At 63.9% G+C, this 26758-nt stretch carries 23 protein-coding genes; 10 read left to right on the top strand and 13 right to left on the bottom strand.

All coding sequences use genetic code 11. The annotated features are described in order from the left end of the window. Window positions 1-87 precede the first annotated feature (87 nt). Together BRA1417_RS0134805 and BRA1417_RS0134800 are read left to right on the top strand one after the other, a co-directional pair. A complete protein-coding gene (locus BRA1417_RS0134805) occupies window positions 88-1629 on the top strand; it encodes an SUMF1/EgtB/PvdO family nonheme iron enzyme (RefSeq protein WP_027519762.1) in 1542 nt (513 codons plus the stop codon). 17 nt (window positions 1630-1646) lie between these two features. Continuing rightward, window positions 1647-2090 (top strand): DUF4399 domain-containing protein, encoded by a 444-nt coding sequence (locus BRA1417_RS0134800; RefSeq protein WP_027519761.1) that lies wholly within the window; start codon window positions 1647-1649, stop codon window positions 2088-2090. 4 nt (window positions 2091-2094) lie between these two features. On the opposite strand, the gene BRA1417_RS0134795 is transcribed toward BRA1417_RS0134800, so the two are convergent. The 10 genes from BRA1417_RS0134795 to pqqA form a co-directional block, all read right to left on the bottom strand. After that, entirely contained in the window at window positions 2095-3150 is a 1056-nt protein-coding gene (locus BRA1417_RS0134795) for a 2-oxoacid:ferredoxin oxidoreductase subunit beta (RefSeq protein ID WP_018454076.1), read from the bottom strand. Beyond that, the gene (locus BRA1417_RS0134790) at window positions 3147-4994 is read right to left on the bottom strand and encodes a 2-oxoacid:acceptor oxidoreductase subunit alpha (RefSeq protein ID WP_027519760.1); all 1848 of its coding nucleotides are present in this window, start codon (window positions 4992-4994) and stop codon (window positions 3147-3149) included. Before BRA1417_RS0134790 ends, BRA1417_RS0134795 begins: the two co-directional genes overlap by 4 nt. Continuing rightward, window positions 4964-6763, bottom strand: a complete 1800-nt coding sequence (locus BRA1417_RS0134785; RefSeq protein WP_027519759.1) for an FAD-dependent oxidoreductase — start codon at window positions 6761-6763, stop codon at window positions 4964-4966. The genes BRA1417_RS0134790 and BRA1417_RS0134785 overlap by 31 nt, the downstream gene beginning before the upstream one ends. Before the next feature lie 234 nt (window positions 6764-6997). Further along, complete coding sequence (locus BRA1417_RS0134780) at window positions 6998-7675, bottom strand: DUF4286 family protein (RefSeq protein WP_027519758.1); 678 nt, start codon at window positions 7673-7675, stop codon at window positions 6998-7000. A gap of 15 nt (window positions 7676-7690) precedes the next feature. Beyond that, a complete protein-coding gene (gene pip, locus BRA1417_RS0134775) occupies window positions 7691-8677 on the bottom strand; it encodes a prolyl aminopeptidase (RefSeq protein ID WP_027519757.1) in 987 nt (328 codons plus the stop codon). Next, the gene (pqqE, locus tag BRA1417_RS0134770; RefSeq protein ID WP_027519756.1) at window positions 8674-9867 is read right to left on the bottom strand and encodes a pyrroloquinoline quinone biosynthesis protein PqqE; all 1194 of its coding nucleotides are present in this window, start codon (window positions 9865-9867) and stop codon (window positions 8674-8676) included. Before pqqE ends, pip begins: the two co-directional genes overlap by 4 nt. Continuing rightward, complete coding sequence (pqqD, locus tag BRA1417_RS0134765; protein WP_027519755.1) at window positions 9864-10175, bottom strand: pyrroloquinoline quinone biosynthesis peptide chaperone PqqD; 312 nt, start codon at window positions 10173-10175, stop codon at window positions 9864-9866. The genes pqqE and pqqD overlap by 4 nt, the downstream gene beginning before the upstream one ends. Window positions 10176-10181: 6 nt before the next feature. Then, window positions 10182-10973, bottom strand: a complete 792-nt coding sequence (pqqC, locus tag BRA1417_RS0134760; protein WP_027519754.1) for a pyrroloquinoline-quinone synthase PqqC — start codon at window positions 10971-10973, stop codon at window positions 10182-10184. Beyond that, on the bottom strand, window positions 10970-11899 hold the full coding sequence (gene pqqB / locus BRA1417_RS0134755) for a pyrroloquinoline quinone biosynthesis protein PqqB (protein WP_027519753.1): 930 nt from the start codon (window positions 11897-11899) through the stop codon (window positions 10970-10972). Before pqqB ends, pqqC begins: the two co-directional genes overlap by 4 nt. 118 nt (window positions 11900-12017) lie before the next feature. Then, a complete protein-coding gene (gene pqqA / locus BRA1417_RS41350; protein ID WP_007595659.1) occupies window positions 12018-12098 on the bottom strand; it encodes a pyrroloquinoline quinone precursor peptide PqqA in 81 nt (26 codons plus the stop codon). 249 nt (window positions 12099-12347) lie between these two features. Between pqqA and BRA1417_RS0134745 the strand changes: the two genes are divergently transcribed. From BRA1417_RS0134745 to BRA1417_RS0134720, 6 genes are all read left to right on the top strand, one after another. Next, window positions 12348-12605, top strand: a complete 258-nt coding sequence (locus BRA1417_RS0134745; RefSeq protein WP_007595657.1) for a hypothetical protein — start codon at window positions 12348-12350, stop codon at window positions 12603-12605. 207 nt (window positions 12606-12812) lie between these two features. After that, window positions 12813-14213, top strand: a complete 1401-nt coding sequence (locus BRA1417_RS0134740; protein ID WP_027519752.1) for an amidase family protein — start codon at window positions 12813-12815, stop codon at window positions 14211-14213. Window positions 14214-14215: 2 nt separating this feature from the next. Then, the gene (locus BRA1417_RS0134735; protein ID WP_027519751.1) at window positions 14216-14692 is read left to right on the top strand and encodes a glutathione peroxidase; all 477 of its coding nucleotides are present in this window, start codon (window positions 14216-14218) and stop codon (window positions 14690-14692) included. Next, window positions 14689-14946, top strand: a complete 258-nt coding sequence (locus BRA1417_RS0134730) for a DUF3297 family protein (protein ID WP_007613756.1) — start codon at window positions 14689-14691, stop codon at window positions 14944-14946. Before BRA1417_RS0134735 ends, BRA1417_RS0134730 begins: the two co-directional genes overlap by 4 nt. Before the next feature lie 175 nt (window positions 14947-15121). After that, window positions 15122-16291 (top strand): D(-)-tartrate dehydratase, encoded by a 1170-nt coding sequence (gene tarD / locus BRA1417_RS0134725; protein WP_027519750.1) that lies wholly within the window; start codon window positions 15122-15124, stop codon window positions 16289-16291. A gap of 227 nt (window positions 16292-16518) precedes the next feature. Next, on the top strand, window positions 16519-16806 hold the full coding sequence (locus BRA1417_RS0134720) for a GIY-YIG nuclease family protein (protein ID WP_027519749.1): 288 nt from the start codon (window positions 16519-16521) through the stop codon (window positions 16804-16806). Between the two features lie 344 nt (window positions 16807-17150). Here the strand turns inward: BRA1417_RS0134720 and BRA1417_RS0134715 are convergent, their stop codons facing one another. Both BRA1417_RS0134715 and BRA1417_RS0134705 read right to left on the bottom strand, forming a co-directional pair. Continuing rightward, entirely contained in the window at window positions 17151-18503 is a 1353-nt protein-coding gene (locus BRA1417_RS0134715; RefSeq protein ID WP_027519748.1) for a malonyl-CoA decarboxylase, read from the bottom strand. Between the two features lie 180 nt (window positions 18504-18683). After that, entirely contained in the window at window positions 18684-19535 is an 852-nt protein-coding gene (locus BRA1417_RS0134705; RefSeq protein WP_027519746.1) for a helix-turn-helix transcriptional regulator, read from the bottom strand. A gap of 60 nt (window positions 19536-19595) precedes the next feature. Between BRA1417_RS0134705 and BRA1417_RS0134700 the strand changes: the two genes are divergently transcribed. Both BRA1417_RS0134700 and BRA1417_RS0134695 read left to right on the top strand, forming a co-directional pair. Beyond that, complete coding sequence (locus BRA1417_RS0134700; RefSeq protein ID WP_027519745.1) at window positions 19596-20768, top strand: MFS transporter; 1173 nt, start codon at window positions 19596-19598, stop codon at window positions 20766-20768. Between the two features lie 427 nt (window positions 20769-21195). Next, complete coding sequence (locus tag BRA1417_RS0134695; RefSeq protein ID WP_027519744.1) at window positions 21196-23463, top strand: cation:proton antiporter; 2268 nt, start codon at window positions 21196-21198, stop codon at window positions 23461-23463. A 124-nt stretch (window positions 23464-23587) separates the two neighbouring features. Here BRA1417_RS0134695 and BRA1417_RS0134690 read toward each other — a convergent pair whose 3' ends face one another. Further along, window positions 23588-26743, bottom strand: a complete 3156-nt coding sequence (locus tag BRA1417_RS0134690; protein ID WP_027519743.1) for an efflux RND transporter permease subunit — start codon at window positions 26741-26743, stop codon at window positions 23588-23590. Window positions 26744-26758: the final 15 nt, after the last annotated feature.

Raw genomic sequence — 26758 nt, 5'->3', positions numbered from 1 at the left:
GATTTCATCGATGTGATAGCCTTCACAGACGATCGCCTCTGGCGGTCGTAGGCTGGGGTCTGCCTTTAGTTTGTGGAGTCCCCCGCAATGGGCGAAATTCGCAACTTCAGATCCGGGAATGACGAGCCGCCCACGCACGGCCCGATGCCTCGTCGTCTCGCGGCCATCATTGTCGGTGACATCGCTTCCTACAGCCGCCTGATGCAGGCCGACGAGGAGGGCACGCACGTCCGCGTCAAGCGGATCGAGCGGGATCTCATCCAGCCCAGCATCGTCGAACACCATGGAAATCTGGTGAAGACGACGGGCGATGGCTTCATCGCCATTTTCGACAGCCCGGTCGAGGCCGTCCGATGCAGCATCGTTATCCAGCAGAATCTCATCGGCCGCAACGCCTCGCTTCCGAAGGAGACCCGGATCGAGTACCGGATTGGCGTCAATCTCGGTGACGTCATCGTGGAGCCTGACGACGTCTACGGCGATGGTGTCAACATCGCAACGCGCATCGAGGGCATCGCCGAGCCAGGCCAGGTCTTTATCTCCGGCGCGATCTACGAGCAGATCAAGCACAAGGTCGTGTGCGGCTACGAGTCGCTCGGGGACCGCAAAGTCAAGAACATCACCGATCCCGTGCGGGTCTATAAAGTGCTGCCGGATGCAGACGCCGTCGGCAGGACGCGGGGGCGGCGCGAGAATGCTCTGATCTTTCTCCTGGGTATCACGCTGTCGGTGATGGCCGCCGGCGTGCTGTGGTATCTGCTGGCTCAGACGCCGGGCAGGGTGGGCGAGCAGGCCGCCGTCACTACCGTTTCTCCTGCCGCATCACCGAGCCCGCAGCCTCCGCCACGCGAAGCGACGCCGCAGCCGTCTCCCTCCGCGGCTTCGCCATCTCCGTCGCCCGCTCCGGCGCCAAATCAATCGACGAGTCAATCGGCAAGTCAATCGCCAGTTCCCGTCCGCGAACCCGAGATGGTCGCCATTCGCGGCGGCAGCTTTGCGATGGGAAGCAATGACGACCCGACCGAGCGTCCTGTCCATCAGGTGACGGTCAAGCCGTTCTCGATCGGAAAATATCCGGTGACCGTGCAGGAATGGAACGAGTGCGCCGCTGCAAAGGCGTGCGGCTTCACGGCGACCGGGAAGGACGATGCACCGGTCAGCAATGTGAGCTGGACCGACGCGCAGCAATATGCGGCCTATCTCGCTCAGGCGACGAAGAAGACTTATCGGCTTCCGAGCGAAGCCGAATGGGAATATGCCGCGCGGGGCGGAACGCAGACCAAATATTGGTGGGGCGATAAGCTGCAGCCGGGCATGGCCGGTTGCAAGGATTGCGGTGATCTCGCGGCCGAGCAGCCGGCGAAGGTCGGCAGCTTCAGGCCGAATCCGTTCGGGCTCCACGACATGGGCGGCGGTATCGATCAGTGGGTCGAGGACTGCTGGCACAAGACCTATCAAGGCGCGCCCGGCGACGGCTCGGCATGGAGCAGCGGGGACTGCAGCGCTCATGTCCTGCGCTCGGGCTCCTGGAAGAACGATTCGAGATATGTGCGGCCGTCCAACCGCGACGGCTACGACACCAATGTTCGTTATCCCACGCACGGATTCCGCGTGGCGCTCAGTCCCTAAGTGGTGGAGTTGGTTTGATGCAGATCTTTCGTTGCGTCGCGCTGGCGGCGGCGCTCGCATTGCTCCCGGGGGCAGCCTTTTCGCAAGGCAAGGCAGCGCCCAAGGACGCAAAGCTCTATTTCATCACCCCGCATGACGGGCAGAAGGTCCGCGGCGGATTCTGGGTGCGGTTCGGCTTGCGCAACATGGGAGTGACCCATGCCGGCGACGAGTACCAGAACGCCGGTCACCATCATCTGCTGATCGACGTCAACGATCCCATCGATCCCAAGGAGCCGATCCTGCAGGACAAGTCGCATCTGCATTTCGGGGCGGGGCAGACCGAAACGCTGCTCGAGCTTCCGCCCGGAACGCACACGCTTCAACTCGTGCTGGGCGATGCCAGGCACTATCCATTCGAGCCGCCCATCGTGTCGGAGAAGATCACCATACGCGTCAGGCAGCCCGCCACGGCACGGTAGGCGATCACCGCAGGCTGGCGTTGAACTTGTCCAGCGCCGCGGAGCCCGGGCAGAGCGTATCCGCTTCCAGCGTGTTGAGCGGCGTTTCGACCGTGTTGAGATGCTCGTGCAGATCTTCCGCATCAGGATCGACGTAGAGCAGGCCGGTGACGATCTGCCCCTTTGCGGCGTGCTTCTGCAAAAACGTCTGGGCGCCGAGCCGGTCATGCGGATCGTAGTCGGCGTCGATCTTGCGTAGCGCAATCCTGCTGCCGTCATGCTGCTCGACCATTTGCACCGTGCCGGGTGCGTAATCCACCGCAATCGGATCGCGGCCGACCAGCACGTCGAGCCGGTTCACCGCGTCATTGTGCTCGCGGACATAGTCGAAGCTCTTGGTCGAGCCGGCGTGGTTGTTGAAGGCAATGCAGGGGCTAATCACGTCGATGAACGACGCGCCCTTGTGGCGGATCGCGGCGGCGATCAGTGGGACGAGCTGGGTCTTGTCGCCGGAGAACGAGCGCGCCACGAAAGTCGCGCCCAACTGCAGCGCGATGGCGACGAGGTCGATGGCGTTGTCGGTGTTGGTGACGCCCTTCTTGGACTTCGAGCCGCGGTCGGCGGTGGCTGAGAACTGGCCCTTGGTCAGGCCGTAGACGCCGTTGTTCTCGACGATATAGGTCATGTTGACGCCGCGCCGGATCGAATGCGCGAACTGGCCGAAGCCGATTGAGGCGGAATCGCCGTCGCCGGAGACGCCGAGATAGATCAAATCGCGATTGGCGAGGTTGGCGCCGGTCAGCACGCTGGGCATGCGGCCGTGCACGGAATTGAAGCCGTGCGAATTGCCGAGGAAATAGTCGGGCGTCTTCGACGAACAGCCGATGCCCGAGATCTTGGCGACCCGGTGCGGCTCGATCGAAAGCTCGTAGCAGGCCTCGATGATCGAGGCTGTGATCGAATCATGGCCGCAGCCGGCGCAGAGCGTCGAGATCTTGCCTTCGTAGTCGCGATGGGTGTAGCCGAGCTCGTTCTTCTTCAGCCCGGGATGGTGGAATTTCGGCTTTGCAATGTAGGTCATGACACGGCCTTGCGGAGCGGGGTCACCTTGAGGTGATCCTGGTGGTCGCCAATGGCTTTTGCGATGAAGCGGGCGGTGATCGGCGAGCCGTCGTAATGCACGATCGGCACCAGCCGCACCGGGTCGATGCCGTTTTCGTTGACGATGAGCTGGCGCAGCTGGCTGTCGCGGTTCTGCTCGACCACGTAGACGAAATCGTGCTCGGCAAGGAAGCTCGCCACGCTCGAATGGAACGGGAAGGCGCGGATGCGCAGGCGATCGAGCTGATGCCCGCGCGCTTCCAGCAATCCGATCGCCTCGTCCATTGCCGGCGTGGTCGAGCCGAAATAGATCACGCCGTATTTGGTCGGCCGTTCGGCATTGGCCTGGAGCGGCCGCGGCACCAGATCCTGCGCGGTCTCGAACTTGCGCATCAGCCGCTGCATGTTGTCGGCGTAGACCGAGCCTTCTTCGGAGTAACGCGCATAGCGGTCACGCGACGTGCCGCGGGTAAAAAATGAGCCCTTGGTCGGATGCGTGCCGGGATAGGTTCGATACGGGATGCCGTCGCCGTCGACGTCAAGATAGCGGCCGAAATCGCGGCCTTCGTCCAGCATCTCCGCGGTCATCACCTTGCCGCGGTCGTATTGCTTGGAATCGTCCCATTTCAGGGGACGGCAGAGCCGGTGGTTCATGCCGATGTCGAGGTCGAGCATCAGGAAGATCGTGGTCTGGAGCCGCTCGGCGAGATCGAAGGCCGCGGCCGCGAACTCAAACGCCTCGGCGGGATCCTCCGGGAACAGCAGCACATGCTTGGTGTCGCCATGCGAAGCATAGGCGCAGGCGATGATGTCGCATTGCTGGGTGCGGGTCGGCATGCCCGTGGAGGGGCCGGCGCGCTGGATGTTCATGATCACGGCCGGGATCTCGGCGAAATACGAGAGCCCGATGAACTCGGTCATCAGCGAGATGCCGGGCCCGGAGGTCGCGGTGAAGGCGCGCGCGCCGTTCCAGGAGGCGCCGATCACGATTCCGATCGAAGCGAGCTCGTCCTCGCCCTGCACGATGGCGTATTTCGCCTTGTCGGTCTTTGGATCGTGTCGGTACTTCTTGCAGTGGGCGGTAAAAGCCTCCGCCACCGACGAGGACGGCGTGATCGGATACCAGGCGCACACCGTGGCGCCGCCATAGACGGCGCCGAGCGCGGCGGCGCTGTTGCCCTCGATGAAGATGCGGTCGCCGACCTTGTCGGACTTCTTCACCCGAAGCCCGGTTGGGCATTTCAGGTTCTGCAGCGCCCAGTCGCGGCCGAGATGCAGCGCGTGGACGTTGGACGAGAGCAGCTTCTCCTTGCCCTTGTACTGCTCGCCGATCAGCTGCTCGATCAGCTTCGGGTCCATGTCGAGCAGCGCCGAGAGCGCCCCGAGATAGATGATGTTCTTGAACAGCTGGCGCTGGCGCGGATCGGTATAGGTCGAGTTCGTGATCGCGGTCAGGGGGACGCCGATTACGGTGATGTCGTCGCGGAATTTGGTAGACGGCATCGGCTTGGTGGAATCGTAGAACAGATAGCCGCCGGGCTCGATGCCGGCGACGTCCTTGTCCCAGGTCTGCGGGTTCATCGCGACCATCATGTCGACGCCGCCGCGGGCGCCGAGATGGCCGTCTTCGGTCACCCGCACCTCGTACCAGGTCGGCAGTCCCTGGATGTTGGAGGGGAAGATGTTGCGCGGGCTCACCGGAACGCCATGGCGCAGGATCGCGCGCGCAAACATCTCGTTGGCGCTGGCCGAGCCCGATCCGTTGACGTTGGCGAAGCGGACGACGAAGTCGTTTACGCTGCTGATCGGCTTTTTGTCGGACATGCTGAACCTGCGTGAGTCATCTCGATCAAATATTTCTGCATGTCCCAGGCGCCGGTGGGACAGCGCTCGGCACACAGCCCGCAATGCAGGCAGACATCCTCGTCCTTGACCATCACGCGCCCGGTCTTGAGATCGCTGGAGACGTAGAGATCCTGGTCCGGATGCAGCGAGGGCGCTTTCAGGCGCTGACGGAGATCACCTTCCTCGCCATTGTCCGTGAAGGTGATGCAATCCATCGGACAGATGTCGACGCAGGCATCGCACTCGATGCAGAGCGAGGTCGAGAACACGGTCTGGACGTCGCAGTTCAGGCAGCGATGGGCCTCGCCCAGCGCCAGCTTGACGTCGTACCCGAGCTCGACCTCGGTGCGGATGTCCTTCAGCGCGATCACCTTGTCGCGATGCGGCACCTTGTAGCGCTTGTCGTTGGAGATGTCGTTGTCATAGCTCCATTCGTGGATGCCCATCTTCTGCGAGGAGACGTGCACCTCCGGCAATGGACGCTCGGTGACGTCCTCGCCCGAGAGCATTTTGTGGATCGACAGCGCGGCGTCATGGCCCTGCGCCACCGCCCAGATGATGTTCTTCGGCCCGAACGCCGCGTCGCCGCCGAAGAACACTTTTGGATTGGTGGATACGAACGTCTTCGGATCGACCTTGGGCATGTGCCATTTGTCGAACTCGATGCCGCAATCCTGCTCGATCCAGGGGAAAGCGTTCTCCTGGCCGACCGCGACCAGCACGTCGTCGCATTCGATGGTCTGGTCCGGCTCGCCCGAGGGCACGAGGTTGCGCCGGCCCTTGGCGTCGTATTCGGCCTTCACCTTCTGGAAGGTGATGCCGGTGAGCTTGCCGTTGTCATGGACGAAGGCCGTGGGCACGAGGAAGTTGAGAATCGGGATGTCCTCGTGGAGCGCGTCTTCCTTCTCCCAGGGCGAGGCCTTCATTTCCTCGAAGCCGGAGCGCACGACGACCTTCACCTCTTCGCCGCCGAGGCGGCGCGCAGTGCGGCAGCAATCCATGGCGGTGTTGCCGCCGCCGAGCACGATGACGCGCTTGCCGATCTTGTCGGTATGGCCGAACGAGACCGAGGACAGCCAGTCGATGCCGATATGGACGTTGGCGGCGGCTTCCTTGCGTCCGGGAATGTCGAGCTCGCGGCCGCGCGGTGCGCCGGAGCCGACGAAGATCGCGTCATACTTCTCCGCGAGCAGCGCCTTCATGCTCTCGATGCGGTGGCCGCCCTTGAAGTCGACGCCGAGACCCAGGATGTAGCCGGTCTCCTCGTCGATGACCGAATCGGGCAGGCGGAATTTCGGGATCTGCGAGCGCATCATGCCGCCGGCTTGGGCATCGGCGTCGAACACGGTGCAGTGATAGCCGAGCGGCGCGAGATCGCGGGCCACCGTCAGCGAAGCGGGACCGCCGCCGACGAATGCAACGCGCTTGCCGTTCTTGGCCGAGGGCCGCGGCAGGCGTTGCGTGATGTCGTCCTTGAAGTCGGCGGCGACGCGCTTCAGGCGGCAGATCGCGACCGGCGTCTCCTCGACGCGTCCGCGGCGGCACGCCGGCTCGCATGGACGATCGCAGGTGCGTCCCAGAATTCCGGGAAACACGTTCGATTTCCAGTTGATCATATAGGCGTCGCTGTAGCGGCCTTGGGCGATCAGTCGGATGTATTCGGGAACGGGGGTGTGCGCAGGACAGGCCCATTGGCAATCGACCACTTTGTGAAAGTAGTCGGGGGCCGCAATATCGGTCGGTTTCATTCCTACCCTGTCCGCGCAGGCTCAAAGACCCCGCGGCCTTTTCTTGAGCTTGCGAACGCTAACGCGCGGCGATCTGGTTTCTGAATGACGTCATTGGGTTAGCTTATTAGAACCGGTCCGAAGTACAACGGCAAATTTCGTGCTTCCCCGCTTTCATGGGAGCTACGCGCACACAGCATTAACGGCCGCGCGCCAGTATGTGGCGGTGCAGCATGTTGCGGTGCGTCCGATGGCTTAGTTGCGCGCGATGTCGCTCTTCGCGAGGTCCCACATCAAGCTGTAGGTGCCGACCGAAACGGGAAGCGGGAATGGCGCGGCGGCAGGGCCGGTGAAGCGCGCGGCGATCACGGCGGAGACCGCGCCGACATGCGTGCCGTCGATCAGCACGAACCAGTCGCGCGCGCCTTCGTTGCGCGCCGCCGGAATGTCCGCGGTTGCGCCCGACAATTCCGGCTCGCTCTCGAGCAGATGCATCGAGATGATGCCGTCGTGCTTGTCCGGCGCCAGCCTGTCTAGCAGTGCGTCACGCCACGCGACTGCATTGTCCGGCGTCGGCCGGAGCCGCACGAGGCCGAGCGCCGCGCCGCGTCCGATGCCCTTGCTGATCGTGATGCGCGCGACCACCCGCAGCATGTCCTTGAAATGGGCCATGCTCCGCCGCGACCATTCGGTCTGGTTGGCGAGCCGCGCTCGGTAGGCGGGACTGTCGAGCACGTCGAGCGTCGCGGTCGAATACAGCGAGAGATATTTGGGATTGGCGGCATGCGCGACATAGCGCCGCGCCTCCAGAAAGCCGTCGATCGCAACGCGCTCTTCCAGATGCTCGCGATCATACCAGCGATTGAAATCGGCTTCATCTGAAACGTCGATATTCATCGACGTCAGCAGCATGCCTTTTCCAGCGAGTGGCATTTTCTTGTTGTCCTACTAGCGCGAGATCTTCGAGGCGATATCCGCGATCGACTTCATGACCGCGTCCCGCACGCCGGTATCATAGAGCGAATGGCCGGCTTCTTCCACGACGCGAATCTCGGAACCCGGCCACGCTTTCGCTAGCCGCTCGGATGTCTCGGGAGGGCACAACAGATCGTAGCGGCCCTGGACGATGATGCCGGGGATGCCGTCGAGCTTGCCAGCGTTCCGCAACAACTGGTTCTCCGTCATGAAGCTGTCCTGGACGAAATAATGCGCCTCCATGAACGGCGTCGCCGGCAATGTACGCCAGACGTTCAGCGACGCCAGGTCGATCCGCGTCTTTGCCGCCTTGTGCTCCGACAGGGCGCGCTCGGTGTCGTGCCAGGCGCGCGATGCCGGGCCATGCACGGCCGGATCGGCATCGAGGATGCGGCGATAGTAGGCTTCCACCGGCCGCGCGCGCTCCTCCACCGGCAGCACGCTGAGAAAATCCTCGTGGAGCGCAGGGTAGAATTGCGACAGGCGCGAGGTAAAGGCGGTCTCGACTTCAGCTCGCGTGCCGAGAAACGTCGCGCGGAGCGCAATCCCGGAGACGCGCGCGGGATGCGCCTGCGCATAAGCCAGCGCCAGCGTCGCGCCCCAGGAGCCGCCGACCACCATCCAGCGCGCGACGCCGAATTTCTCGCGGATCTTTTCCATGTCCGCGATCAGATGCTGCGTGGTGTTGTGCTGGCGCGATCCCTTCGGCCGGCTGCGGCCGCAGCCGCGCTGGTCGAACAGCACGGCATGGAAACGGTCGGGATCAAAGAGGCGGCGATGGTCGGGCTGGCAACCGCTGCCGGGGCCGCCATGCAGATAGACCGCGGGGATTCCGTCGGTGCGGCCGACGCTCTCGACATAGAGCTCGTGGCCGTCGCCGACGTCGAGCATTTCGGAGGTCAGCGGTGCAAAGGGATCGGCACGCTTGACTGAGCCGGCCGCGTCGGCGTCAGGCGTCATTCGCCGGATTCCAGAGTGCCGCCGGCGAAATTGCGATAGAGGAAGCGGTTGGTTTCGCCCTCGGCCTCGCGCTCGGCCTGCTTGAAGATCGTCTCGTGCAGCGGCGACAGCGCACAGGCCGGGTCGGTGTTGGCGGCGTCACCGGTCAGTGCAAACGCCTGGCAGCGGCAGCCGCCGAAATCGATCTCGCGGAATTCGCAGCTCTTGCACGGCTCCTTCATCCAGCCGGTGCCGCGATAGCGGTTGAAGGCCTCCGAGTTCTGCCAGATCCAGGCGATCGAATGGTTGGAGCGCACCGATTCGAACTCGAGCCCGGTGATGCTTTCGGCGGCGTGGCAGGGCAGCACCTTGCCGGCCGGCGAGATGTTGAAGAACTGCCGGCCCCAGCCGCCCATGCACTTCTTCGGCCGCAGCGCGTAATAATCGGGCACGACATAGTCGATCGTCAGCCGGCCCTTCAGCCGCTCGCGCGCCTCCTCGACGATGCGGGTGCACTCGTCGAGTTGGGCCACCGTCGGCATCAGCGCGGCGCGGTTCTTCAGCGCCCAGCCGTAATATTGGACGTTGGCGACCTCAAGCCGATCGGCGTCGAGGTCGATCGACATCTGGATGATATCGGGCAGCTGGTGCAAATTCTGCCGGTGCATCACCGCATTCACGGTGAGCGGCAAATCGAGCTCGCGGGTCCATTTTGCCACTTCGAGCTTCTTGCGGTGCCCGTTTTTGTAACCGCCGACGCGATCGGCGAGGGCTTCTTCGACGCCTTGGAAGCTGATCTGCACGTGGCAGAGCCCGGCATCCGCAAGCTCGCTCAGCCGCTCGCGCGTCAGCAGCACCGCCGAGGTGATGAGGTTGGTGTAGAGGCCCACATCGCTGGCATGCTTGACCAGTTCGACCAGGTCCTTGCGCGCCGTCGGCTCGCCGCCGGAGAAATGCACCTGGAGCACGCCGATCTCGGCGAGCTCACTCAATACCTTCTTCCATTCCTCGGTGGTCAGCTCCTTGCCCGAGCGGTCGAGCTCGACCGGGTTGGAGCAATAGGGGCATTGCAGCGGGCAGCGATGGGTGATCTCGAGCAGCACGGCGAGCGGAATGCCGAACGTCTCTGCCGTCGAGCGGCTCTTCTCCAGCACCGCGAGGCTGTCGCTGGCGTCGGACGGGATGGTGGGATTGCCGAGCACATCGCTCATGACGTCTTCTCCCGGGCCTCCGTGAGAAAGCCCTTGTCGGCGAGATCCTGCAGCATGACGATGACGTCGGCCAGGATCGCCTCGCGCGGCGCGGCGTATTTTGCGGCGAGCTGGTCGGAAACCTCGCCAACATTGCGCTCGCCGTCGCAGAGCTGCAAGACCTCGACCGCGATCTCGTCCGGCGCCAGCACGCGTTCGGGCGCCAGGATCACCCAGACTTTTCGCGTCTCGTCATATTTCAGCTTGGCGTGCCGCGGCAGCACCGGCCGGCTGGTCTCGCTGACGCTGATGTTGCGCGGCCCGGCCATTGTTCCTCAGCTCGCTTTTTGGTGTTCTTGGGGCACGAACGCGCCCGGCGGAATGTGGCCCTCGACATAGGCGTGTTGGAGCGCGTCGAGCTGCACCCATAGCACGTTGGTCTTGAAGATCAGCGCGTTGCAGACGGACGCGCGTTGCTCGGGCGTGGTGGCATGCGCCTTGACATAGTCGAGTGCGAAATTGGCATCGCGCGGCGCCTGTGTCAGGCGACGCTTGAAGTAGCTCATGATGTCAGGATTGACGAAGTCGTAGTGCTCCAGCATCCCGGCAATGCGCTCCTCGTGCAGGTTCGGCGCGAACAATTCGGTGAGCGAGGAGGCGATCGCCTCCAGCGGCGACTTCTCGCGGCAATAGTGCACATAGGCTTCCACGGCAAAGCGCGTCGCGGGGAGGATGCCTTCGGTGGATTCCACATAGGCCGTGTCCAGCCCGAGGCCGTCGGTCAGCTTCAGCCAGCGCTCGATACCGCCTTCGGAACCGATATCGCCGTCATGATCCTCAATGCGGTGGCGCCATTCCACGCGCGTGGCGCGGTCGCGGAAGCGCGAGATCACCACCGCGTCCTTGATCGGGATGGTGCTCTGGTAATAGTAGCGGTTCAGCGCCCAGGCCTGAACCTGGCCCTTGTTCAGCTTGCCGCCGTGCAAGAGCTTATGGAACGGATGCAGGCTGTGATAGCGCGTCGCCCCGATATGGCGCAGCGCCGTCTCCAGCTCCTGGGCCGAGTTGAGCCTGATGTCCTTGCCGATCGAGAGCGCGGTCATTCCAGTCAGTGACGCGGCATTCACAGCACGATCTCCGTTCCGTCAGCGGGTATCTGCCAGCCCGCCGCTTCAGCGGCCTTGCGCTCGGGGGAAGCGGGCAGCAGCGCCGGGTTCGAGTTATTGATATGCAGAAATATCTTCCTGTCGAGTGTGAGGTCGGCGAGCCGCGCGATGGCGCCGTGGTCGCCGGACATCGCGACATGGCCCATGCTCTTGCCAGTCTTGTGGCCGAGGCCGGCCCTGATCATCTCGTCGTCCTGCCACACCGTGCCGTCGAAGAACACCAGCGACGCGCCGTCGATCTCGGCCTTGAGCGCGTCGGTGACCTCGGCGCAGGCCGCGATGAAGTAGAAGTATTTGCCGGTCGATTTGTCGGTGATCTTCAGCCCCAGCGTATCGCCGTCGCCGGTGTCGCCGCCCGGATGCACCTTGCCTTCCAGGTACCAGGCCGATTTGCCCGACACCGCGAAGGGCAGCACCTCAAGTCCTGAGCGCGCCCCGTCCGGCAGCCGCGGCTCGAACGGCTCGTTGATGCCGATCGGCAGGCGCTGCACGTTCTTCTCGTTCAGCACGTTGAAGATGCTGTTGGCCTTCAGGATCGCCAGCACCTTCTCATGCGCATAGACCGTGAAGGGCGAGCCCTCGCGCATCGATAGCAGGCCTGCCACTGCGTCAACTTCGCTGTTGGTCAGGATCACGCCTGCGATCGGCGTATGGCGCAGCGCGCCTGCCTTCGGATGCAGCTGCGGCGTGGCATTCAATTGCTGGCGGAGGTCGGGGGAGGCGTTGATCAAGAACCAGTGCTCGCCGTCGCCACTGAAGGCGACCGAGGCTTGGGTCCGTTGCAGCTCTTGGCCGTTATCACGGGCCGTCCGGCAGCCCTCGCAGCCGCAATTCCATTGCGGCACTCCGCCGCCGGCTGCGGCGCCCAGGACGACGACGCGAAGCATGATCCGTCTCCTGGAGGCAATGTCGCGAGGTGGATCTCACGCAAACACAAATCCTGTCTTCCGGACATGCATCGTGACCGAAAGATCCACCTGCGCAGAACGCGAACTCACCAACCGCTTACTTGCGGGTGGCGCTCACATACATGTTGATTTCCATGCCACAGGGCACTTCGACGATCTTCGGGGCTTTCCAGGCCATTTCGGCTCTCCATTTTCGAGATTTCGGACGTATCCGCCCGGGGCTAAGTTACTGCGGGCACAAAAGTTCGCCAGTGAAATTTTCCCGAGCGAAGGCATATTGCGCCGCGAGAAAAGCGCGGGGAACAGTACTTTCTGGTGATGCGGCCCTGCGCTCGGCGCATTCGGTCGCGAACCCTGTCCTGATAAAGCAGTTGTGAGTGCAGTGCAGCTTTCAATCCGGTACAGGCGACCCAACTGGAACTTCGTGATGCCCAGATATTTCTTCAACACCCGTATCGGCAACGAACTGATCGTGGATCCCGAAGGAGAGGATTTGCGCAATCCCGACCGTGCCTGGGAGGTCGCCCGCCAGATGATCCTGGAGGTGCTGAGATCGGAAGGCACCCAGCCGGCCCTGCTTGAGGCCGTCATCGAGGTTACCGACCGCGAAGGCGAGATCGTGCTCGAATTCCCCTTCACCGAGGCATTGCTGGACATCCCGGACCAGTCCGCGACGCGGCATTAGCCCCCGACTCTCTCCCCGTCATTGCGAGCGTAGCGAAGCAATCCAGAATGCCTCCGCGGAGGCAGACTGGATTGCTTCGTCGCAAGGGCTCCTCGCAATGACGGCGAATGAGCCTCACCCGGCATCCCCCGCCCTTCGTCCCTGCGAAATCCGCATGGCTTTGCCGCGTTCCCGGGGCTAAAAGACGCCGGTTAAACGGAGCAAGCCATGCAAGATCTCTGGCGCCTGTCGGCGGCCGACCTCGCCAACCTCGTCAAAGCCAAAAAGGTCTCCGCCAGGGAGGCCGCGCTGGCCGGCCTGGCCCGGCTCGACGCCGTCAATCCCAGCCTCAACGCCGTGATCGACCACCGGCCGGAGGACGTGCTCAAGCAGGCCGATGCCGTCGATGCCGCCATCGCGAAGGGCGAGGACCCCGGCGTGCTGGCCGGCGTGCCCGTCACCATCAAGGCCAACGTCGACCAGGAGGGCTTTGCCACCACCAACGGCCTCAAGCTTCAGCGCGACCTGATCGCGCGCGAGGACAATCCGGTGGTCGCCAATTTCCGCAAAGCCGGCGCCGTTCTGCTTGGGCGCACCAATTGCCCGGCCTTCTCCTATCGCTGGTTCACCACCAATTTGGTCCACGGCGACACCAAGAACCCCCGCGATGCCTCGCTGACGCCGGGCGGCTCGTCCGGCGGCGCCGGCTCGGCGGTCGCGGCCGGCATCGGCCATATCGCTCACGGCACCGATATTGCCGGCTCGATCCGCTATCCCGCCTATGCCTGCGGCGTGCATGGCTTGCGCCCGACGCTCGGCCGCATCCCCGCCTTCAATCCGGCCCTGCCGGAGCGTCCGATCGGGCCGCAGATCATGGCGGTGTCGGGACCGCTGGCGCGCACCGTCAACGACATCAGGATTTCGCTCGCGGCGATGTCGGCCCGCGATGTCCGCGATCCCTGGTTCGTGCCGGCGCCGCTGGAAGGCCCCGCACGGCCCAAGCGCGCCGCGCTCTGCCTCAGCCCGGATGGCCTTGCGACCACACCGGAGGTGAAGGCAGCCGTGACCGATGCCGGCAAGCGGCTGGAGCGTGCTGGCTGGACGGTCGATGTGATCGAGAACACGCCGCCGATGCGCGAAGCGGTTGAGTGGCAGATCAAGCTCTGGCTGGGTGACGGCTATGAGGCACAGCTCGAAATGGCCGAGCGTGAGGGCGATCCCGGCGCGCTGGCGTGCCTCAGCGGCAACCGCGCCAGGGTCACGCCGATGGACCAGGCCAATTACGCCAAGGCATTGACCCGCCGCGCCACGCTGACCCGCGACTGGATGCTGTTCTTCGAGACCTATGCCGTGCTGCTGACGCCAGTCTCCGGCGAATTGCCGTTCCCCGATCATCTCGACCGCAAGGACGACGAATCCTTCAAACGCGTCTGGGAAGCGCAGTTGCCGCAGATCGCGATTCCCTTCATGGGACTGCCGGGCCTCGTGGTCTCCACCGGCCTCGTCGGCAAGGCGCCGGTCGGCGTGCACATCGTGTCCGGCCGCTATCGCGAGGATCTCTGCCTGCTCGCGGGCGAGGCGATCGAGGCGGGCGGCGTGCCGCCGTCGCCGATCGACCCCGTGGGTTAGCGATGTCGGTGATCTACGACTTCAAGGCCAACTCGCTTCTCGGCGAAGAAGTGCCCATGCGCAGCTTCGAGGGACAGGTGCTGCTGATCGTCAACACCGCGAGCAAATGCGGCTTCACGCCGCAATATCGCGGGCTGGAGGATCTGCATCGCGACCTCAATCCGCGCGGCTTCTCGGTGCTCGGCTTTCCCTGCAACCAGTTCGGTGCGCAGGAGCCCGGACCGGCGAGCGAGATCCAGGCGTTCTGCTCGACCAATTACGACGTCACCTTCCCCCTGTTCGAGAAGATCGACGTCAACGGCAGTAATGCCCATCCGTTGTATGAGTACCTGAAACGCCAGCAATCCGGCCTGCTGGGCGCCTCCATCAAATGGAATTTCACCAAATTCCTGGTGGATCGCGCCGGCAAGGTGGTTTCGCGCTATGCGCCGACCGCGCGGCCCGAAGGATTGCGGCAGCAAATCGAGACCCTGTTATGAGCGAGACAATCATGAGCGACGAATTTCCGGACCGCCTCTCGGTCGATCCGAACAGCCCCTTTTACAATGCGGACATCCTGGCGCGCGACGTCGGCATCCGCTTCAAGGGTGTCGAGAAGACCAATGTCGAGGAATACTGCATCAGCGAAGGCTGGGTTCGCGTCACCGCCGGCAACGCCAAGGACCGTCACGGCAATCCGCTGACCATCAAGGTGCACGGCCCGGTCGAGCCGTATTTCAGGGACAAGAAGTAAGTCCAACCGCCGTCATTGCGATGGGGCGCACTTATCCACTCGTCATTGCGAGGAGCGCACCCTCTCTCCTCGTCATTGCGAGGAGCCCTTGCGACGAAGCAATCCAGACTATCTCCGCGGATGCATTTCTGGATTGCTTCGCTACGCTCGCAATGACGAAAGCAAGAGGTCCCCCATGTCCGTCCGCATCGTCGACGTCCGCGAGATCACGAAACCGATTTCTTCGCCGATCCGCAACGCCTATATCGATTTCACCAAGATGACGACGAGCCTGGTTGCGGTCGTCACCGATTTCGTCCGCGACGGCAAGCGCGTCGTCGGCTACGGCTTCAATTCCAACGGCCGCTACGGGCAGGGCGGCCTGATCCGCGAGCGCTTTGCCTCGCGCATCCTGGAGGCCGATCCGAAATCGCTGCTGAACGCTTCCGGCGACAATCTCGATCCCGACAAGATCTGGGGCGCGATGATGACCAACGAGAAGCCGGGCGGCCACGGCGAGCGCTCCGTCGCGGTCGGCACCATCGACATGGCGGTGTGGGATGCCGTGGCGAAGATCGCGGGCCAACCGCTGTTTCGCCTGCTGGCTGAGCGTCACGGCGTCAAAGCCAATCCGCGCGTGTTCGTCTACGCCGCCGGCGGCTATTATTATCCGGGCAAGGACCTCTCGATGCTGCGCGGCGAGATGCGCGGCTATCTCGATCGCGGCTACAACGTCGTGAAGATGAAGATCGGCGGCGCCGATATCGAAGACGATCGCGCCCGCATCGAGGCGGTGCTCAAAGAGATCGGCAAGGACGCGCAGCTCGCCGTCGACGCCAACGGCCGCTTCGATCTCGAGACCGGCATCGCCTATGCCAAGATGCTGCGGGACTATCCCTTGTTCTGGTACGAGGAGGTCGGCGATCCCCTCGACTACGCGCTGCAGGCAGCCCTCGCCGAATTCTATCCGGGACCGATGGCAACGGGCGAAAACCTGTTCAGCCACCAGGATGCCCGCAATTTGATCCGCTACGGCGGCATGCGCCCCGACCGCGACTGGCTGCAATTCGACTGCGCGCTGTCCTACGGCCTGTGCGAATACCAGCGCACGCTGGAGGTGTTGAAAACGTATGGCTGGTCGCCGAGCCGCTGCATCCCGCACGGCGGCCACCAGATGTCGCTCAACATCGCAGCCGGCTTAGGCCTTGGCGGCAACGAGAGCTACCCCGACCTGTTCCAGCCCTATGGCGGCTTCCCCGACGGCGTCCGCGTCGAGAACGGCCACATCACCATGCCCGATCTCCCCGGCATCGGCTTCGAAGGCAAATCGGATCTCTACAAGGAAATGAAGGCGCTGGCGGAGTAGGGCAACGCGAGGGGCGCGACGGCCGCGCCACACACACCGTCATTGCGAGCGCAGCGAAGCAATCCAGAATATTTCCGCGGAGGCAGCCTGGATTGCTTCGTCGCATCAGCGCAAAATTGCTTTGCAATTTTTGTCGCGAGCTCCTCGCAATGTCGGTGTCGGCGAAAGTCTCGCAATCATCTCTTGGTTGTGATATCGTGGAAGCTCTCGTTAATCGAGGCGCAGTCATGAAGCAGCCTTGCGTGTACATGTTCGCCAATCGCCGCAACGGGACGATCTATACAGGCGTCACGTCCAATCCACCGCGCCGCGCGTTCGAGCACCGCGAGGGCTTGGTGAAGGGGTTCTCGTCAAAGTATGGCTGCAAGCTTCTCGTCTGGTACGAGCTGCATGCGACGATGACCGACGCGATCACACGCGAGAAGCAGATCAAGGCCGGCAGCCGGGAAAAGAAGCTTGCGCTGATCGAGAGCGTCAATCCGGATTGGATGGATTTGTACGAGACGCTGATCTGATTGCACCAGGTGTCACCACACACTCCGTCATTGCGAGCGCAGCGACGCAATCCCGAATTTTTTCGCGGGCGCAGTCTGGATTGCTTCGTCGCAAGGGCTCCTCGCAATGACGGCGGCGAGAGGGCGATGTTGCTTGCGGGCGCGCTTGGGCCCGCGGCTGACAGCCACTGGGATCGCCCGAGGTGTCGCCACATTCTCCGTCATTGCGAGCGTAGCGAAGCAATCCAGAATTTTTTCGCGGAAGCAGTCTGGATTGCTTCGTCGCAAGAGCTCCTCGCAATGACGGCGGAGAGTGCGTCGTCGGCTGGGTTCGCCTTGACGATGTGGCGTGAGCCGGACATTCCCTACGACAACCGCATATCCAGCAGCCGTCGCCCTTCGCCCTTCAAGAGCTTCTTCACCGCGCTCGAGGCCACGACCTCGCCGTCATTGGCGTAGGCTTCGTGGTTCTTCTCGATGTCGTCGAGGCGGTAGAGGTAGTTGACCATCACGCCGGCGGATTCGCGCACGCCCTTGGGCGAGAGATCGCCTAACCAGTTGATGCGCTCGAGGCGGGCGCCGTTGCCGAGATGGAAGCGCGCGACGGAGTCGATCAGCTTGCCTTTCGGCGTGCGGACCTTGAGGAAGTAGTGCGCCGCGAGCGGTTCGATCACGCCACGCAGCAGCGTGGTCGTCTCGGGGTTCTCGAACCATTTGGGATCGTCGAGGCGCTTCAGCACTTCGCGGTCCTCGTCCGACAGCGGCAAATCCTTGTCCTGCTTCAGCCATGGCATGAAGCCCGGCACCGGCGACAGCGTCACGAAATTGTCGAGCTTGGGCAATTCGCGGCGCAGCTCCTCCACCACCTGCTTGATCAGGAAGCTGCCGAAGGAGATGCCGCCGAGACCGCGCTGGGTGTTGGAGATCGAGTAGAACACGGCGGTGCGGGCGCGCTCGATCGGGACGGAGGGGCGATCGACGGCGAGCAGCGGCGCGATCGCGCCGGGGATCGTCTCCGTCAGCGCCACCTCGACGAAGATCAGGGGCTCGTCCACCATCGCGGGATGGAAGAAGGCGTAGCAGCGGCGGTCGACCGGATCGATGCGGCGGCGCAGATCGTCCCAGTCGCTGATCTCGTGCACGGCCTCGTAACGGATGATCTTTTCGAGGATGTTGGCCGGAGTCGACCAGTCGATCCTGCGCAGCACGAGAAACCCCCTGTTGAACCATGACGAGAGAAGATGCGAAACGTCGCGATCGAGTGCGGCGAGATCGGTGTGCCCGTTCCTCATGTCGAGCAGGTCGGCGCGCATCTTGACGAGATCCCCGGTGCCGCCGGGCGCGCGGTTGAGGCGGCGGATCAGCTCCTGCCGGCGCGGCTCGGAGGCGAAATGAAGCGCGCTGGCATCCTCGTCGGCCGGCTTGGCACGCCAGGTCTCGATCGCCTTGGACAGGCGTTCCCGATCCGGGCCGAAATCGCGCACCAGGGCTTCGAAAAAAGCGCGACGTCCCGCCGCATCCAATTCCTGGTAGATGTCGAGCACCTCACGCGCCATCGCGGTGCCCGAAGCTTCGCCCCGGCCCGACAGCAGCGCGCCGCAGAGCTCGATGAGCCCATCGGCGTCCGGCTTGGTGTCGGCAGAATCCCCGCGGCGAAGCAGCGTGCGGCCGCGCTCGGAGATGGTGGTGAGCAGGTCGGAGAAGAAGGCGTTGGCCATCGGGGCTTTCGTGTCGGGTTTGTGCGGTGCGGGAATCTTACACGGGATTTGGGCGGAAGCCGATCACAATCAAGCGGGGGAATTTGGCAAGTTTAGCGGGGGCGTGCGTTTCGAAAACCCAAAGAAAGCTGTCATGCCCCGGCTTGACCGGGGCATCCAGTACGCCGCAGCTTTTCGGTTCTAGTCGCGCCGTCCCAGAGTACTGGATCGCCCGGTCAAGCCGGGCGATGACACCGAATGTGTCGCAAATTCCGTCGGCGTTCGCCCCGTCACCTGGCGGAACGCGGCCGAAAATGCCGGCACGCTGGCATAGCCGAGCTGGGTCGCGAGCTGCTTCACCGAGACATTGGCATCGGTCGACAGCCGCTGGATCGCCGCCGCGATTCTTGCGCGCTGGCACCAGCTCTTGAAGCTCAGCTGCGTCTCTGTCGAAAACAGCCGCGACAGCGTGCGCGCGGAGGTTCCGACCTCGCGCGCCAGCGCGTCGATGTCGTGCAGGCCGGTGGGATCGTCGAGCACGATCATGGCCGCGCGCCGGCAGCGCGGCTCGTGCGGCAGCGGCACGAAGGTCGCGGAATCCTCGGCCTGGACCAGTTCCAGCATCACCAGCCGAACCAGCAGATCGGTCCGCTCCTCGGTGTTGCGCGCGTCGAACAATGCGAGGATCGCCTGATTCAGCAGCGGCGACACCCGCACCACGAATTCCTTGGTCAGTCCCTCATGGCGCTGCTCGCGCTTCAACCAGGCGAGGTCGAAATACAGCGTGCGCATCTCGATGTCGGCGAGCAGATCGATGGCGTGCTGGAGCCCGGCGGGGACCCAGACCGCGCGGTCCGGCGGCACCAGCCAGCGTCCCCCGGGGGTCGTCACCTGCATCGTGCCCCTGGCGGCATAGATCAGCTGCGCCTCGCGGTGCATATGCGGAGCGATCCGCATGCCCTTGGGGTAGTCGCGCGCGACCAGATGCACGCCCGCGGGCGAGCGATGGTTGCTCCGGACCGCCCGGAGGATTGGCGTCTCGACGACAGTCATTGGCAGCATCCCGTCATGCCCAAGACATATAACTCATTTCGGAGCAGGAGAGGATTCGGAATGAACAGCCCCAGCCGGGTGATCAGTTTCGTCAACGCGGGCCATTTCATCGACCATTACGCGATGCTGATTTTCGCCGCCGCGGTGATCATCATGGGACCGGCGCTCGGCATGGCCTATTCGGAACTCTTGCCTTATGCGACGCCGGGCTTCGTCGCCTTCGGCGCGGGCTCGCTGCTCACCGGCTGGCTCGGCGACCGCTGGAGCCGCCGCCACATGATGTTGATCTTCTTCGTCGGCATCGGCGCCTCCATGATCTCGGTCGGATTCGTGCAGACCCCGGCACAGCTTGGCGCGGCCCTGTTCGCGATCGGCATTTTTGCCTCGATCTATCATCCCGTCGGCACTGCCATGATCGTGTCCTACGCCGACAGGCTCGGCCGCGAGATGGGCATCAACGGCGTCTGGGGCAATCTCGGCGTTGCATCGTCGGCGCTGGTCACCGGCGTGATCGGCCAGTATCTCGGCTGGCGCTTCGCCTTCATCGTCCCCGGCATCGTGACCATCCTGATCGGCATCGCGTTTGCGATGATGGTCGTGCACGAGGACCGCAAGGGCTCGAAGCAGGCGGCAGCGCAGGCGCGCGTGGCCAAGCAGGACATGTGGCGCGTGATCCTGTCGCTGCTGATCGTGGTGATCGCGATCTCCACCACGTTCAATGCCGTCACCGTCGCGCTGCCAAAGCTGTTCGCCGAGCGGCTCGCCGATCTCACCAAAAGCCCGGCGCTGCTCGGCGTCATCGCGGCCTGCGTCTACGTGTTCGGCGCGATGACGCAGTACACGATCGGCCGGCTGCTCGACCGCTATTCGCTGAAGACGGTGGCGCTGCCGCTGTCCTTCATGCTGGCGCCGTTTTTGTATCTGGCCGCGAGCCTGTCCAATTTGCCGCTGATCCTGGTCTCGATCGGCATCGTCATGGGCGCGTTCGGGCAGGTCACGGTCAACGACGCCATGGTCGGCAAATACACCAGCGAGGAATGGCGCTCGCGCGCCTATGCCGTGCGCTATTTCATCGGCTTCACCGCCGCCGGCGCCTCGGTCGGCCTGGTCGCCTGGCTCTACGAGCAGGGCGGCTTCGTCACCATGCTGCATGCCTTCGCCGCGCTCTGCCTGCTCGCGATCGCAGCCGCGATCATTCTCCCGCGCGAGATCAGGACACCGCAGGCGGTGTGAGGGATCGGCGTGAGGCGCGGCTGTCTCCACGTCGTCATTGCGAGCGCAGCGAAGCAATCCAAAATCTTTCCGCGGCGGCAGTCTGGATTGCTTCCGCCTTCGCTAAAGCTTCGGCGGACAAGTCGCTGCGCTCGCAATGACGGGGGATGAGGAGGCACCTTGCGCAGACCACTCATGATGCCACCATGCCAGTGTTTTGCCCGACGGAGCAAGCATTTTCGGCAAAGGCGAAATTCGATTTCGGCGCACACAAAATTTTCTCCAGTCTTTTCAACCTCATCCCTACTGTGCATGGGGTTGTTTTCGCGTTTTTTGGTGTTGCCTCCCTAACCCGCCGCAAGCGACAGGAACCCGCTGCACCTCCCGCGGGTTCTATCTCCGTCATCCCGGCACCTCGCCGGGCCAGATGAAGGGGGAAAATTCCTGCATGCAGTGGAGCCTGCTCCGACCGGTCGGCCTTGTCGCCGCGGCTCTCGTCCTCACCACCGTTGCGGCCAGTGCCGAGGGCGGCAAATCGGCCGGTCCCTCGGAATTCCTGCTGGTAGCGCAGATCGTGCTGTTGATCGCGGTCGGCCGCGGTCTCGGCGAGATCATGCAGCGCCTCGGCCAGCCCTCGGTGATCGGCGAACTGCTCGCCGGCATCCTGCTGGGTCCGTCGCTGTTCGGTTGGGTCTGGCCTGACGCACAGCACGCGATCTTCCCCAAAACGCCCGAGCAGAAAGCGATGATCGACGGCATCGCGCAGTTCGGCATCCTGCTTCTGTTGCTGCTGACCGGCATGGAGACCGACCTCAAGCTGGTCAGGAAGGTCGGCAAGGCCGCGATCGCGATCTCGATCGCCGGCATCCTCGTGCCCTTCGCCTGCGGCTTTGTGCTGGGCGAGTTCCTGCCGGATGCGCTGTTGCCGAATCCGCAAGCCCGCCTGGTTGCGTCGCTGTTCATGGGCACGGCACTGTCGATCTCCTCGGTGAAGATCGTCGCGGTGGTGGTGCGTGAGATGAACTTCATGCGCCGCAATGTCGGCCAGATCATCGTCGCCACCGCCGTCATCGACGACACCATCGGCTGGATCATCATCGCCGTCATCTTCAGCCTGGCCTCGCACGGCACGCTGGATATCGCCTCGGTGGCGAAAGCCGTGCTGGGCACGCTGGCCTTCCTCGCCGTCAGCTTCACCATCGGCCGCCGCCTCGCGTTCCAGCTCATTCGATGGGCCAACGACACTCTCGTCAGCACCGCGCCCGTTATCACGGTAATCGTGCTGATGATGTGCGCCATGGCGCTGATCACGCATCTGATCGGCGTACACACCGTGCTCGGCGCCTTTGTCGCCGGCATTCTGGTCGGGGAGTCTCCGATCCTGACGCGGCAAATCGACGAGCGGCTGCGCGGATTGATCTCGAGCTTCTTCATGCCGGTGTTCTTTGGTCTGGCCGGCTTGAGCGCCGACCTCACGGTGCTCCGCGATCCCCATCTGCTGATGCTCACCGGGCTGCTGGTCGTGATCGCCAGCGTCGGAAAGTTCGGCGGCGCTTTCGTCGGCGGAACCGTGGGCGGGCTGAACACACGGGAGTCGCTGGCCCTCGCGAGCGGCATGAATGCGCGTGGCTCGACCGAGGTGATCATCGCCACCATCGGTCTTTCGATCGGCGTGCTCAGCCAGAACCTGTTCACGATGATCGTGACCATGGCGATCGTGACCACGATGGCCATGCCGCCGATGCTGCGCGCGGCGCTGGCGAAGCTGCCGATGAACGAGGAGGAGAGGGAGCGCCTGGAGCGGGAAGAGTTCGAGAAGCGCGGATTCGTCGCCAATCTCGAACGTCCCTTGCTCGCGGTGGACGAAAGCGTCAACGCCAGCTTCGCCGCCCACATCGCCGGCCTGATCGCCGGCATGCGCGGCCTGCCGATCACCGTGCTGCACATCGGCAAGCGCGCCAAGGAGCAGGAGAAGGAGAGCGGCGAGGCGGAGAGCCACGAGGCGGTGGTGAAGAAGGCAGCTGAAGCGGTATCAGCGACCGGTGACCAGGATGTCCGGAACGTCGATGTCACGACGCGGGTCCGCAAATCCGGGCTCGGTGAGACGATCGGAGACGAAGCGAAGAAGGGCTTCGATCTCCTTGTCGTCGGCATCGACAAGGTCGCGGCCACCAAGGATCGATTCGACCGCAAGATCGAGGACATCGCAGCGGAGTTCGAAGGGCCGCTTGCGATCGTGGCGGCCAAGGGCAAGCACCTGAAGCAGCCGATGCCCGAGGCGCTCAACATCCTCGTTCCGGTCTCCGGCAGCGGTGTCTCCAAGCGCGGCGCCGAGGTCGCGGTCGCGTTGGCGCAGGCCGGATCAGGCTCGCTCCGGGTGATCTATGTCGCGACGACGCGCGACAAGGGCGCGCAGCGCGGCGCCTCGCGTGGTCTGAGCCAGGAGACCGGCATCCTGAAGGACGCCAGCGATCTCGCCGCCCGTTACGACGTCGACATCACCACGACCCTGCGCGCGAACCGGGCGCCGGAAGCGGCAATCCTGCGCGAGATCGAGACCACCGCCGTCGATCTCGTGGTGATGGGCGTCGATCGCATCCAGGCCGACCACCTCTCCTTCGGCGGCGTCGCCGACGCCGTGCTCAGGCAGGCAAAGGTCTCGGTGCTCCTGGTCTCGAGCGGTGAGGTGCGGCAGGCCCCTGCGGAGAAGGCGTAACGGGGTCTCCTTGCCGTCATTGCGAGGAGCCCTTGCGACGAAGCAATCCAGAGTTTCTCCGTGGAAAGATTCTGGATTGCTTCGCTGCGCTCGCAATGACGGCTGTGGTAGATGGTCGCGTCTTTTACTTCACTTCGGCCACTGCCACCGCCTTCGGCGTCTTCTTCGACGCGCGCCAGTTCTCGAAGCGCTGCACCACCACGAAGAACGCCGGCACGAACAGTACCGCGAGGCAGGTCGAGGCCAGCATGCCCGAGAACACCGTGATGCCGATCGACTTGCGCGCGCTAGCGCCGGCGCCGGTCGCGATCACCAGCGGCACCACGCCGAGGATGAAGGCGAACGACGTCATCAGGATCGGGCGGAAGCGGGCACGCGCAGCTTCAATCGCGGATTCCAGCACCGGCTTGCCTTCGCGGCCGTGCAGCTCGAGCCCGACCTCGACGATCAGGATGGCGTTCTTGGCCGACAGCGCGATCAAGAGGATCAGGCCGATCTGGCAATAGAGGTTGTTGTCGATCTTCAGTCCATTGAGGATCAGCATGGGGCCGAGCAATGACAGCGGCACCGCCAGGATCACCGAGATCGGTGCGTACCAGCTCTCGTACTGGCCGGCGAGCACGAGATAGACCAGCAGCATGGCGAGCCCGAACACCCAGTAGATCTGGTTGGAGACGGCCTTCTCTTGATAGGACATCGCGGTCCATTCGAAGCCGGTGCCCGGCGGCAGCGTCTTGTCCGCGATCTCCTCCATCAGCTTGAGCGACTGGCCGGACGAGTAACCCTGCGCCGGCAGGCCGATGACGGTCGAGGACGGATAGAGATTGTAGAGGCTGATCAGCGAGGGGCCGGTGGCCGGCGTGATCGTGGCGACGGTGCCGATCGGGATCATGTCGCCGTTCGAATTGCGCACCATCATGTTGGCGATGTCGCGCTCGGTGACGCGGAAGGCGGGATCAGCTTGCGTGTAGACCTGGAACACGCGGCCGAATTTGTTGAACTGGTTGACATAGGACGAGCCGAGATAGGTCGACAGCGCGGCGAACACCTGGTCGGTCGTGACGTGCAGGGTCTGGATCTTGATGCGGTCGATCTCGACGTTGAATTGCGGCACCGAGGAGCGGAACGACGACTGCACGCGCTGCAGCGCGCTCTGGCTCTGGCCGTTGCTGACCATCGCGCCCGTGATGGCCTGGAGCTTGGCGAAATCGCTGTTGCCGTCGCGCAGTTCGACCTGCATCGAGAAACCGGCGGCGTTGCCGATGCCCTGGATTGGCGGTGGCGGCAGCACCAGCGTGCGCGCCTCCATGATGACCGCGAGCTTGTCGTTCAGCCCGTAGACCAGCGAGCGCAGATCTTCGCCCGGTCCTTTGCGCGCGTCCCAGTCCTTCAGGATGATGTAGGCGACGCCGGCATTGGCAAGGCTGGCGCTGTTGTCGAGTGCGGAGATGCCGGCGATGGTGATGACCTGCTGAACTCCGGGCGTGTCCTTGATCAGCTCGCTGGCTCTGTCGAGCACCTTCTGGGTCCGCTCCAGCGCGGCACCGTCGGGCAGTTGCACGGCGGCGATCAGGTAGCCCTGGTCCTCGATCGGCAGGAAGCCGGTCGGCACCCGGGACAGCCCGTAGCCGCCGATTCCGATCAGCACCAGCGCGAACGCGACCGAGATCGTGCTGTTCCTGCACAGCACGCCGATCAGTCGGGTGTAGCCGCGCTCGACGCGGTTGTAGACCGCGTTGAAGCCGCGATAGAAGAAATTGCGCTGCTCCGGCGGCACGGTCGGCCGCAGCCAGAGCGCACATTGCGTCGGCTTCAGCGTCGCCGCGTTGATGGCGGACAGAAGCGCGGTCGCGGCGATCACCAGCGCGAATTGCGAATAGATCCGGCCCGTGAGGCCCGCGAGGAACGAGGCCGGCAGGAACACCGAGATCAGCACGAGCGTGATGCCGACGATCGGCGCGAACAGCTGGTCCATCGCCTTGATCGCGGCGTCGTGGCCGTTCATGCCCTGCTCGATGTTGTGAGCCGCGCCTTCGACCACGACGATGGCGTCGTCGACGACGATGCCAATCGCGAGCACGATGGCGAACAAGGTCGACATGTTGATGGTGAAACCGAGCGCGGCCATGGCGGCGAACGCGCCGATGATTGTGACCGGCACCGTGGTTGCCGGCACTAGCATCGCGCGCCAGTCCTGCAGGAACACCAGGATGACGACCAGCACCAGCAGGCCGGCCTCGATCAGCGTCATGTAAACCTCGTGCACCGAGGCCTGCACGAATTTGGTGGTGTCGAACGGCGTGTCGTACTTCATGCCCTGCGGGAAGGCCTTTGCAAGCTCCGCCATTTTCTTCTCGACGGCTTGCTCGACCTGGAGTGCATTGGCGCCCGGCGACTGGAACACGCCAATGCCGGTGGCCGGCTGCTTGTTCAGCGAAAAGATCTGGCTGTAGGTCTGCGCGCCGAGCTCGACCCAGCCGACGTCGCGCACCCGCGTGACGTCGCCGCTGGTGCCCGATTTGACGATGATATTCTCGAATTCGGTGGTGTCGTCGAGCCTGCCGTTGACGTTGAGGGTGTACTGGAACGCCTGTCCAGACGGTGTCGGCGGTGCGCCGACCTGGCCGGCGGAGACCTGCTGGCTCTGCTGCTGGATCGCCTGGATGACGTCCTGCGGCACCAGGCCCCGGACCTGCAGCTTGTTCGGATCGAGCCACACCCGCATCGAATATTGACCGGCGCCGAACACGGTGACGTTGCCGACGCCGGGCAGGCGCGAGAGTTCGTCGCGGAGGTTGATGGTGGCGTAGTTGCTCAAATAAAGGCTGTCGAACGTCTTGTCCGGCGAGGTCAGCGTCACGAACAGCAGGATGGACGTCGACCGCTTCTGCACGGTGACGCCCTGGTTCTGCACTGACTGGGGCAGTTGCGACAGCGCGCTGGAGACGCGGTTCTGCACCAGCACCTGCGCGAAGTTGAGGTCGGTGCCGATCTTGAAGGTCACGGTCAGCGTATAGGTGCCGTCGGAGCCGCTGTAGGACTGCATGTAGAGCATGTCCTCGACGCCGTTGACCTGTTGTTCGATCGGCAAGGCAACCGTGTCGATCACGGTCTTGGCGCTGGCGCCGGGATAGCGTGTGGTGACCTGCACCGTCGGCGGCACCACGTCGGGATATTGCGCGATCGCGAGGTTGAACAGCGCGACGCCGCCGATCAGGATCATCAGCAGCGCGATGACGTTCGAGAGGACCGGCCGCTCGATGAAGAACTTTGAGATCATGGCAGGCGCTCCTAC

This window comes from Bradyrhizobium sp. WSM1417 (assembly GCF_000515415.1).
Taxonomy (GTDB): domain Bacteria; phylum Pseudomonadota; class Alphaproteobacteria; order Rhizobiales; family Xanthobacteraceae; genus Bradyrhizobium.
This window is presented reverse-complemented; position numbering and strand designations above follow the sequence as displayed.